Annotated in this window: 9 protein-coding genes and 1 pseudogene; all 10 read right to left on the bottom strand. The window is 61.2% G+C overall.

Annotated elements, in window-relative coordinates; all coding sequences use genetic code 11:
* Positions 1-167 (bottom strand): annotated as a pseudogene (locus GVL52_RS31035) (nodulation protein NodT); the annotation flags it as partial.
* A gap of 157 nt (positions 168-324) precedes the next feature.
* Positions 325-3,429, bottom strand: a complete 3,105-nt coding sequence (locus GVL52_RS27390; protein WP_160012569.1) for an efflux RND transporter permease subunit — start codon at positions 3,427-3,429, stop codon at positions 325-327.
* 39 nt (positions 3,430-3,468) lie between these two features.
* Positions 3,469-4,680: an efflux RND transporter periplasmic adaptor subunit gene (locus GVL52_RS27385; RefSeq protein WP_160012568.1), complete on the bottom strand. Its 1,212-nt coding sequence runs from the start codon at positions 4,678-4,680 to the stop codon at positions 3,469-3,471.
* A 133-nt stretch (positions 4,681-4,813) separates the two neighbouring features.
* On the bottom strand, positions 4,814-5,410 hold the full coding sequence (locus GVL52_RS27380; RefSeq protein WP_160012567.1) for a TetR family transcriptional regulator: 597 nt from the start codon (positions 5,408-5,410) through the stop codon (positions 4,814-4,816).
* A gap of 110 nt (positions 5,411-5,520) precedes the next feature.
* Positions 5,521-6,465: a phosphoribosylaminoimidazolesuccinocarboxamide synthase gene (locus GVL52_RS27375; RefSeq protein WP_160012566.1), complete on the bottom strand. Its 945-nt coding sequence runs from the start codon at positions 6,463-6,465 to the stop codon at positions 5,521-5,523.
* A 93-nt stretch (positions 6,466-6,558) separates the two neighbouring features.
* The gene (locus GVL52_RS27370; RefSeq protein ID WP_160012565.1) at positions 6,559-8,289 is read right to left on the bottom strand and encodes an SLC13 family permease; all 1,731 of its coding nucleotides are present in this window, start codon (positions 8,287-8,289) and stop codon (positions 6,559-6,561) included.
* Between the two features lie 138 nt (positions 8,290-8,427).
* Positions 8,428-9,132, bottom strand: coding sequence for a phosphoribosyltransferase (locus tag GVL52_RS27365; RefSeq protein WP_160012564.1), 705 nt, complete (start codon positions 9,130-9,132; stop codon positions 8,428-8,430).
* Between the two features lie 4 nt (positions 9,133-9,136).
* Entirely contained in the window at positions 9,137-9,943 is an 807-nt protein-coding gene (locus tag GVL52_RS27360; RefSeq protein WP_160012563.1) for a pseudouridine synthase, read from the bottom strand.
* A gap of 298 nt (positions 9,944-10,241) precedes the next feature.
* Positions 10,242-10,448 (bottom strand): hypothetical protein, encoded by a 207-nt coding sequence (locus GVL52_RS27355; RefSeq protein ID WP_160012562.1) that lies wholly within the window; start codon positions 10,446-10,448, stop codon positions 10,242-10,244.
* Positions 10,449-10,587: 139 nt separating this feature from the next.
* Complete coding sequence (locus GVL52_RS27350; protein WP_160012561.1) at positions 10,588-10,929, bottom strand: hypothetical protein; 342 nt, start codon at positions 10,927-10,929, stop codon at positions 10,588-10,590.
* Positions 10,930-11,379: the final 450 nt, after the last annotated feature.

Raw genomic sequence — 11,379 nt, 5'->3', positions numbered from 1 at the left:
CGATAGGCTGTCCACCAGGTGACCGTCGAGACATCGGCGCCGACCTTGGCGCCACCCTCGTTGAACTTAGCCGGAAGCGGCATTTCCGGGGGAACATGATCCGGGCCGCTCACACAGCCGGCGAGAAGTAGCAATAGTGCCGGTGAGGCAAAACGAAAAGACGCCATTAATAATCTTCCTGTAACTCGCCCAAAACCATTCATGGCAGAAGCCATCATGCTTCACACTCGGCCGCGCTTCGCAAAAACGAGAAACACAATCCCGAAGCAGTTGGCGGCAATGTATCAATGAGTCTCACTTTATCACAGTGCAGATATGTCACACTCACGCCTCATTTTTTTGACGGCGCGAAGACACGCGACGGATAACCACGAAGAACGACGGCACAAAGAAGATGCCGAGCGCGGTTGCAAACAGCATACCGCCGAGTACGCCGATGCCGATTGCGTTCTGCGCAGCAGAGCCTGCGCCGGTTGCAATCGCCAGCGGCACGACGCCGAGGATGAAGGCAAGGGAGGTCATGATGATCGGGCGCAGGCGCAATCTCGCGGCCTCCAGCGTCGCATCGATAATCCCCATTCCGGTCTCCATCCGGTCCTTGGCGAACTCCACGATCAGAATCGCGTTTTTCGCCGCCAGCCCGATGGTCGTCAGAAGACCGACCTTGAAGTAGACGTCGTTTGCCTGGCCAAACACGGTGGCCGCAGCAAGCGCACCGAGCACGCCGACCGGGACGGCCATGATCACCGAGAACGGGATCGACCAACTTTCGTAGAGGGCTGCGAGGCAAAGGAAGACGACCAGAACCGAGATCGCGTAGAGCATCGGCGCCTGCGAGCCGGAGAGCCGTTCCTGGTAGGAGATGCCCTGCCATGCGACGGTGTAGCCGCCGCCGAGCTGTTCTGTCAGCACTTCCATCTGGTCCATGGCATCGCCGGAACTGACGCCCGGAGCCGAAGCGCCGTCGAGCGGAATGGCGCTCACCGCATTGAAGCGTGCAAGCGTCGGTGCGCCCTTGACCCATTCGGTGCGGGTGAAGGCGGAGAAGGGGACCATCTCGCCGCTGGCGTTGCGGGCATACCAATGGTCGAGATCATCAGGCTGCATGCGGAACGGCGCATCGCCCTGCACGTAAACCGGCTTGATTTCGCCATTCAGGGTGAAATCGTTGACGTCGCGACCGGTGAAGATGACCGACAGCATGGCGTTGACCGAGGAGATGTCGACACCCATGGCGCCGATCTTTTCCTGGTCGATGATGATCCGCATCTGCGGCTCGACTTCCTTGTTGTTGCTGCGCAAAGCCACGACCTTGCCGCTCGAATTCGCCATCTGAATCAGGCGCTTGGAGGCAGCGTCGAGCGCTTCCGTGCCGTGACCGCCGGTATCGACGAGGTACATCGAGAAGCCGCTGGAGACGCCGAGGCCCTGGATGGCGGGTGGCAGCAAGGCGAAGACCTGTGCTTCGCGGATTTGCGAGAAGGCGCCGAGCGCGCGGGTGGCGACCGCCTGGGCATGCAGCTTGGCGTCGGTGCGCTCGGAGAAGTCCTTGAGCTTGGTGAAGACGATGGCGCTGTTCTGGCCGGAGCCGTTGAAGCCGAAGCCGAGCGCGCCGAACACCGACTGGACGGCGTCCTTTTCGTTCTCGCGGTAGTAATCTTCGACCTTCTTGACGACAGCCTCCGTCTGCTGCGTCGTCGAGCCCGGAGGGGTGGTGACGATGTTGAGCAGAACGCCCTGGTCTTCCTGCGGCAGGAACGAGGTCGGCAGGCGGGTGAAGAGATAGGCGCAGCCGGCAACGACCAGCAGGAAGATGATCATCACGCGGGCCGGGCGCTTCAGCAGATAGCCGATCGAGCTCACGTAGCCGTTGGTGGAGCGCGTGAAGGTGCGGTTGAACCATTCGGCCGCGCGGTTCTTCTTGTGATCATGGACGGGCTTCAGCATGGTGGCGCAGAGCGCCGGCGTCAGCACGATGGCGACCAGCGCCGACAGCAGCATCGCCGAGACGATGGTGACGGAGAACTGGCGATAGATGATGCCGGTCGAGCCTCCGAAGAAGGCCATCGGAATGAAGACGGCGGTGAGCACGAGGGCGATGCCGACGATGGCGCCGGTAATTTCGCCCATCGATTTCTCGGTGGCCTCCATCGGCGACAGCTTCTCTTCGGTCATGATGCGTTCGACGTTCTCGACGACGACGATGGCATCGTCGACGAGCAGGCCGATGGCCAGAACCATTGCGAACATGGTTAACGTATTGATCGAATATCCCGTCACCGCGAGGATGCCGAAGGTTCCGAGCAGCACCACGGGCACGGCGATCGTCGGGATCAGCGTGGCTCTCAGATTCTGAAGAAAGACGAGCAGCACGACGAAAACAAGCACGATCGCCTCGATCAGCGTGTGCACGACCTTTTCGATCGACAGCTCGACGAAGGGTGTCGTGTCGTACGGATAGGTGATCTCAACGCCTTCGGGCAGACCCTTGGAGATCGTATCCAGCGCGGTGCGGACACGCCCGGCGGTATCGATGGCGTTGGCGCCGATCGCCAGATTGACGGCGAAGCCGCTCGATGGCTGGCCATTGTAGCGCGAGGCGCCGCCGTAGCTTTCCTGGCCGATCTCGATGCGGGCGATGTCGCTGAGGCGAACCGTCGATCCGTCGGTCGCGACCTTGAGGATGATGTGCTCGAAGTCGGAAACGGTGGTCAGCTGGCTCTGCGCCGTGATCGTCACGTTAAGCTGCTGACCTTCGACGGCCGGCTGGGCGCCAAGCGAGCCGACGGACACCTGGGTGTTCTGGGCCTCGATCGCCGAGGTGACGTCGCCTGTCGTCAGCTGATACTTGACCAGCTTGTAGGGGTCCAGCCAGACGCGCATGGCGTAGCCGGAGCCGAAGATGTTGATGCTGCCGACGCCTTCGAGGCGCTGAATCTGATCCTCGATCGAGTTCGAGAGGATGTTGCCGAGATCGACGGAGTTGCGCTTGCCATCGGTGGAGACCAGCGCACCGACCAGCAGGATGCTCGAGGTCGAGCGCGTGACGCTGATACCGGCGTCGATAACGTCGCTCGGCAGCTGCGATTGAACCAGCTGCAGCTTGTTCTGCACCTGCACCTGGGCAATATCAGGATCGGCCGCGGTCCCGAAGGTCAGCGAAATGCTGGCGGAGCCGGTGGACGAGGTCGAGGTCATGTAGGTGAGGTCATCGAGACCGGTCATCCCGTCCTCGATGATCGTGGTCACCGATTTCTCGACGGTCTCAGCGCTGGCGCCGCGATAGGTGGCGTTGATGCGCACGGTGGTCGGCGCAATGTCGGGATATTGCGAGATGGAAAGCGTGAAGATCGCCAGCACGCCCGCAAGCATGATGGTGATCGCTATGACCCACGCAAAGATCGGACGTCGGATGAAAAACTTGGCCATTGGCTAATTCCTGTACGGCTCGGATCAATGTTCGACGCGTTACTTCGCGGCGGGCTTCTGCGCGTCACCGGTGGCGGCTGGCGCCACGGGCACGACGATACCCTTGTCATTGATCTGCATTTCGGTCGGCTTGACCGGCATGCCTGAGGTGATCGACTGCAGGCCGGAAACGATCAGCTGATCGCCGTCCTTGATGCCCTCGGTCACCAGCCATGCATTGTTGGAAGGCGAGGCGTTTTCGAAGATGCGGTTTTCGACCTTGCCGTCTGCAGAGACGAACTGGGCCGACAATTCGCCGTTGGCGTTGCGGCTGGTGGCAAGCTGCGGCAGGGCGTAGCCACTTTCCGAACCAAGCTCCAGCGTTGCGCGGACATACATGCCCGGCAGGATGATGCGGTCCGGGTTGGGGAAGCTGACGCGGATGGTGAAGGTGCCAGTCGTCTCGCTGACGACTGATTTCGACATGTCGAGCGTGCCCTTCTCACCGTATTCCTTGCCATTTTCGAGAAGCAGCCGGAAAGCGCCATTGCCTTTGACGCCCTTGATTTCACCTGTGGCAATCGCATTGCGCAGGCGCAGCAGGTTGGTGCTCGATTCGGTGAGCACGATATAGGCCGGATCAAGCTGGCGGACGGTGGTCAGCGCCGTGGTCTGATTGGCAGCGACGACGTTGCCGACGTTATAGGCGGTCTGGTCGATGACGCCGTCGAAGGGTGCGACGATCTTGGTGTGATCGAGGTCGATTTCAGCGGCCGTCAGGGACGCTTTCGCCGATTCAACTTCGGCCTCGGCCTGCAGCAAGTTGGTCTTGGCCGTTTCGAATTCGATCTGCGTGGCGCCGGAGCCGACGAGGCGCTGGTAGCGGTCGAAGTTGCTCTGGGCGCTCGGCACGCTGGCTTCGGCCTTGGCGATCGCCGCTCTCGCCTGTGCGACGGTGGCGAGGTAAGGGGCGTCTTCGATCTGGTATAGAACGTCGCCCTTCTTCACTTCGCCGCCTTCGCGGAAGGTGATCTCGCGGATCAGGCCGCTGACCTGCGGGCGGATATCGGCGGTCTGGAAGGCTTCAGCGCGGCCCGGCAGTATGGTGGTGAGCGGGAAGTCGCCCTTCTTCATGGTGACAACACCAACAGCTGCAGCCTGCTGGGCTGCTCCGGGCGCGCCAGCAGCCGGTGTCTTGCTGCTGTCGCTGCAGGCAGCAAGCACGCCGCCGAGGGCCAGAGCAGACGAAACGAGGAGCAAGCGACGTATCATATTCAATTCCCTATGCGATGGCAGCCGGATCGAAGGCGCGACTTGATGCCACACGACAAACGATCCGGAGTCAAATGCCACTGATCCGAATTAACAAACACTTTAGAAAGTGACGTAAGTGATGAATCGTCACTTAGCAAGCGCTATTTTGCAGGGCAGCATCGGCGAAGCTGACGATCTGGCGCGCTTTTTCGACAAGGGTTTCCTTGTCTTCGCGGGCAATCAGCACGGGATGTAGAACGCTGGTAAGAACGTCGGCGACGGTGTTGGCACCGAGATTTGGGTCAGTACAGTGATAGCGACCCACTGCGACACCTTCACGAATGATCGCTTCCAGTCTTTGGACAACCTTCTCGCGGTATCGCTTGCCGGCCTCGATCTTTGCCTCGATGCTGACCAGCACCATCTCGAAGATGTAGGGATTTTTCTGGATGTCCTCGAGGTGGCTGTCGAGCAATCTGAGCACGAAGCGAAGCAATTGCTCGCGTGGCGGCGCGTCGTCGGTGACAAATCGGCTGGCGACATCGCTCAGATGGCGCTCGGCAATCGCATCGACCAGCGCCGTCTTGGAATGAAAATGCTTGAAGACATTGGCTGGCGACATGTCGAGCGATGCAGCAATGTCGGCGATCGAGATCGCCACGAAGCCGCGCTGGCGAAACAATTGCTCAGCCATCGACATGATATCTTCGCGGGTTTCTTCGGCCTTGCGCCGTGGCCTTCGTGCCATGACTTCCCCCGCCGGCTTTTTCCCGGCATCGTTGATCTGCGAACCCTAGCGCGCCATGAGAAAGGCCTGCAAGTCAATGTTGCAGGCCTGCGCGCGTGAGTGGAGAATGCTCAGGAGAAATAAGGCGAGAGGTTCTTGCGGACACGCTCGACCGGCGTTGCGCCGTCGTCATCGGGCACGAAGGTCTGGGCGGTGATCGCCTCGTAGGCCTTGATATAGACGGCCGAGGTCTGCTCGATCAGATCGGCCGGGATCTCCGGGATCTCGTCCTTATAGGGGTCGCAGCGTTCCGCCACCCAGGAGCGGACAAAGTCCTTGTCGAAGCTTGCCGGGCGGGTGCCGGCCTCGAAGCTCGCCTGGTAGCTGTCGGCCAGCCAGTAGCGGCTGCTGTCGGGCGTGTGGATCTCGTCGGCGAGGATGATGGTGCCGTTTTCGTCGGTGCCGAACTCGTATTTCGTATCGACCAGGATGAGGCCGCGCTTTGCCGCCATTTCCTGGCCGCGGGCAAACAGCGCCAATGCGTATCTGGAGAGCGTGTCCCACTGCTCCTGCGTCAGCAACCCGCCATCGACAATTTCCGCTGGCGTCAGCGGCGCGTCGTGGCCGCCGTCGAATTCCTTGCTGGTCGGCGTGATCACCGGGGCGGGGAGCTTCTGGTTGTCGCGCATGCCGTCCGGCAGATGCATGCCGTACATATCGCGCTCGCCCTTCCTATAAAGAGTGAGGATCGAGGTACCTGTCGTGCCGGCCAGATAGCCGCGGACGACGACTTCGACCGGCAGGATGTCGAGGCGCTTGCCGATGACGACATTCGGATCGGGATAGGCGATGACGTGGTTCGGGCAGATGTCCTTGGTCGCCTCGAACCAGTAGCGTGCCGTCTGGGTCAGAACCTGCCCCTTGTAAGGAATGCAGGTGAGGATGCGGTCGAAGGCGCTCAGCCGGTCGGTGCTGATGATGATACGGCTGCCATCGGGAAGGTCGTAGTTTTCACGCACCTTGCCACGGTAGTAGTTCGGCAGTTCCGGGAAATGGGCTTCTGAGAGGATTCGCACGTGCTCGACCGTCCTTGTCAGTTAACGGGATCATTCATCGGGGGCTTTCCCCTTGCTCTAGTTCCATTGCCGGCGATGTCAAGCAAGCTGCGATCAAACCCAGAGGACATATAGAAGCAGCAGGCTCAAAAAGTAGCAGAGAAGGGTGACCGGCACACCTGCCTTGATGAAATCGGCAAAGCGGTAGCTGCCGATGCCCATGGCAAGCGTGTTGTTGTGGTGGCCGAAGGGCGTGAGGAAATCGAGCGAGGCACCGAGCGCCACAGCCAGCAGGTAAGCCTGCGGGGCATGGTGGCCTGCTGCGGCAAACTCGAGCGCCACGGGGCTGAGGATGATGGCGACGGTGGCGTTGTTGACGAAGGGTGTCAGCGCGACGGCCAGGAACAGCACCACCGCGATGCCGGCCAGCGGCTGGGCCACCGGGATGATCAGGCCTAGCGCGGATGCGATGACCTCGGCGGCGCCCGATGTGCCAACCGCCGAGCCGATCGGGATCATTGCCGCCAGCATGATGATGACGGGCCAGTTTAGATCGGCCATGGCCTGGCGGATGTTCAGGTAATTGAACAGTGCCAGAACCAGGACGACTCCGGCCAAAGCAATATCGGGCTCCAAAAACGCGGTTGCCGCGACGCCAAAGGCGAAGATCGCGAAGGGCTGCCAGCTGAGCGAAAAGGCCAGCGGCGCAGGCGGCGAGGCGAGTGGCAGACACTCGCACTCCTCCAGCGCCTCGGTGATCGCCACCCGGTCGCCCTCTAGCACCAGCACGTCGCCGATCGACAGCTGCAGATCCTCGAAGCGTCCCTCGATGCGGGGCGAGCGCATCGACAACGCGCTGATGACGACGCCGCGGCTGGCGAACACCTCGAGCGAACGCAGGCGTGAGCCGACCAGCGTGCTTTCCGGCATGACCACGGCTTCAATGCGACTTGCGTCGATTGGCCGGTGATCGGGCTCCAATGCGCCGGCAGCCGCGAGTTCGGCGAAGATCGTATCGTCGGTCTCGACCAGCAACAGATCGCCCGGCTCGACGATGCATTTGTCGGCGGCTCCGAAGACGAAGGCGCCATTGCGCAGCAATGCGTGCGGCTGCAAGGCAAAACGCTTCGGCAACTGCGACAGGCTCGCGCCGATCAGCGGTGAGGCTGATGGCACGCGCCGCTCCGCGACCATGCGCCGTCGTTGCGTTTGCGGCGCTGCCGCGTCGTCATCTTCTGTTTGCGGGAAGAGGCGGGGAGCCAGCCAAGCGGTCAGCAGCATGCCGGCGAGGGCCACGGGAAGGCCGACATAGGCGAAATCGAACAGATGGAAGCCGGTGCCGGTCGTACCTGCGAGCGCATTGCTTACCAGCAGGTTGGCCGGCGTGCCGATCAGCGAAACGAGGCCGCCCAGAAGTGCCGCAAACGAGATCGGCATGATCAGCTGGCGCTTCGGGATGGCGGTGACGGCGCTGATCCGCAGTGCCACCGGCAGGGAGATGGAGAAGGCGCCGATATTGTTCATGAAGATCGAGATGAAGCCGGTGGCGCCCGATAGAATGGCGATGATGCCGGTGCTGCGCATGCCGAGACCGGCAAGCGTCGTCGATAGCCTGTCGAAGAAACGGGTACGGGCGAGAACCTGGACCACCAGCAGGATTTCGACGACGGTGATGACCACGGGGCTGGCAAAACCCGCAAAGACCGCGTCGGCGGGGTAGAGGCCGAGCGCGTATCCGGCGAGCAGGCCCGATATCGCCACCAGCTCGACGCGGAAGCGATCGAGGAGAAACAGAACCAGCATCGCGATCAACAGGATCAGCAGGGATGCTTGCTCGAAGGTCATCAGGTCTTCCGAATTTATGCGCTTGGGAAGAATGTAGCGGTTCGCGGCGCGCTGTATAGGGGGCGTGCCGCAAACTGCGGCCCAGGCTTTCCGGCGGGGCTGAGGCGTTCTGGCAGTGCGAAGGCGTTCCGGCGCTGCTCAGGCCAGGGGTCTGCGCCAGGTGCCGGTCTCGTTTTTCTCCAGCACCGGCGTCTGGAAGACGGCGAGGGTGCGGTCCAGCCATTGCGGGCCGGCGCTGCCAAGCTTGTCCTTCCAGCGCTCCGATTGCAGCATGGCTGCGCCGATGGCGACAGGTTCGATGGCGCAGGCGCCGAGCAGATCGAGCCCGGAAACGATCGAGGTGCCGCTGGAGATGACATCGTCAATCAGTGCGACGCGCCTGTTTTCGAGCAGTGGCAGCATGCGCGGGTCTATATAGAGACGCTTCTGCTGATCGGGCGTGGTGATCGACGACAGCGGCACGGAGAGGTCTTCGCGATACCAGAATTTTCGCGAGGTGCCGAGAGGCACATACCGCATGTGCCCGAGCTTCTGCGCGACCGCAGATGCGAGCGTCAGCCCAAGCGTCGGCAGGCCTGCGATGACGTCGATGTCGAGCGGCCGCAGCTTGTCGGCCAGCTGTCCGGCCAGCGCATCCAGCACCTCGAAGCTTGCCTGGTTGATGATCAGCGAGGCCAAGGCATGCTCACCATCGGCAAGCGGGCGGAGCGGCAGGCGCAACTGGCGGCCGTCGGGCAATTCGGCGACATAGAAAGAGGTGAACTCGCCCTCAATCGCAAAGCTGTCGGCGACGTGCAGCTCCTGCCAGAAGTCGTGGGGTGCGAGGCTCGCGGTATCCGTCATGCAATCAGGTCCGTTTCGTCGTTTCCATGCCGGCCCGGCGGCGCAGGCTTTTGAGCTCGGCGTCGGTCAGCGCACGCACGCTTCCCTTCGGCAGTTCGCCGAGCTTCAGGTCGCCGATCGCCACGCGCACCAGCCGCAGGCACTCGATGCCGAGCGCTTCCAGCATGCGGCGGATCTGCCGGTTGCGGCCTTCGTCGAGTTCGACCTCGATCCAGGCATTGCGCTCGCCTTGTCTGAGAAGGGTGGCCGCCGTCGCCTTCAGCAATTCGCCGTCGTGGCGAACCCCATAGGCCATCTCCGCCAGCAATTCCGGTTCCATCAGGCGATCGACCTGTACATGATAGGTCTTGGTGACGTGGGTGATCGGATCGAGCAGTGCCTGGGCAAAGACGGTATCATTGGTAAAGAGCAGCAGCCCCTCGCTTGCCTTGTCGAGCCTGCCGACCGGCGACAGATGCGGGGTATCGACATCCTTGAGGCAATCGAACACCGTCGGGCGGCCTTCGGGATCGTGTCTCGTGGTGACCAGACCGCGCGGCTTGTTGAGCATCAGATAGGTCATCGGCTCGGCGGCGACCTTGTTGCCGTCCACCTTGATCCTTGCCGTTGCCAGGTCGATCCAGGCGGCGGTGTCGAGCACGGTGCGGCCATCGACGGAAACACGGCCCTCCGATATCAGTTTCTCGGCCTGTGTTCGAGAACAATAGCCGAGCTTGGACAGCGCACGCGGCAGGGTGACCCGCTTGCCTTGCTGCTCGGCGCCGGATTTGATCCGATCATGCTGCTTCTGCGGTGCGCGCCGCTCTCTCAATCGTCTGTCCTATATATGATGTCGATGCGGTGCGTTTTTGACATGAACAGTCCGGCGACGCCAGACGGCGGATTTGAAAACGCGGGGATAAGGCGAGGGGAGGGGATGCCGAATGCGGCGGCGAAGAGACATCTCCCTCCAGCGGGACATCTGCATCATAAGGGACATGTCTAAAATAGAAGAGGCGGCGCGAAGGGCGCCGCCAGTCTTGTCTATAATAGAAGAGGCGGCGCGAAGGCGCCGCCTGTCTTGGCCGCATCTGTAAAGGGCTGGTTCGACGTGGCGAACAGCGATCTGCCTAGTGACGCGCCACGAAGCCGGCAAGCTCCTGACGGCTCATGGTAACGCCGGCCGCTGCCTTGGCAGGATCCGGATGGGTGTAGGACACGGTGGGCATTTCGGGTAGTTCAAGAGCCTGCCGCATGTTCATGATACCGACTGCGAGACGGCCTTGTGCGCCATCTACGCTGACTTCGACGATGCAGTTCGATCCTTTGGCATTCATCAGCAGTCCTCCCTCTTGTTTATAGTCGTCATTACTCGTCCGAAAAATGGGTTTTTCTAAGACATAAGTAGTACGGGCTGGATGATACTTCGGATCATCCAGCCCGTAAACGAATTAGAAGGTGCTAATTCCGTCGATGCTACCGCCACCACTGTTGGCGCTGCGGGGCGGATTGGGTCCCGCTCAGGAGATAGCCGGCGATAAAGCCGAGCGCACCGACAAGCGCGAGAGCCGTGGTGGTTGCCGCCGGGTGCTCGCGGGCAGCATCGGCTGCGGCAACACCTTCGGCCTTTATCTGGGCAACGGCAGTCTTTGCCCTTGGAGCGATGTCTTCATAAGCCTTGCCGGCGCGGTCGCGTACCTCGTAATAGGCTTCTGCGCCCTGGGCCGAGATCATCTTCTGCAGACGGGCCACTTCCTGCTGCAGGGCAGTGATGTCCTTGCTGACAGCGGCTTTGACGTCATCGGTATTGGCAGCCATGTGTTGTCTCCTTTGTTTGCTGAGATGGAAACACCTTGAGGCGGCCGAAGGTTCCGAAAAAGGATCGACGGAATGATCTTTGGGCGGGATGGGCTTTGCATAGAGTGAGGGTGAGCGAGAAGAATGGTGGCTGCAGCGGCGCCTGATGATGTAAATCTCGGCATGTCGGCTAAAAAACCGGCCCTGAAAGCGTGCTGTTTGGTCATTTTCCCGGGAAATCCCGAGCGCGCCGCGCGGACGCAAATCATCCACAACCTCCTCATCTGAAATTACCTCAATAAAAACAGACTGTTATAAAACTGTCAAAAAACTTCTGATGTGCGTGTTGACTTAGAAAGGTTGGTAGCCGTATAAGCGCCTCACTGAACGAGGGCGGCGGCGCTGCTGGCGACGACGACTTTCGCTCATGTGTTTCCGAATTGGCTGCGATGCTGATTGAGGTTTGGGGCT

Source organism: Rhizobium sp. 18055 (genome assembly GCF_902706285.1).
Taxonomy (GTDB): Bacteria; Pseudomonadota; Alphaproteobacteria; order Rhizobiales; family Rhizobiaceae; genus Rhizobium.
Note: the sequence above shows the minus strand (reverse complement) of the source record. Positions and strands in the feature narration are given on the sequence as shown.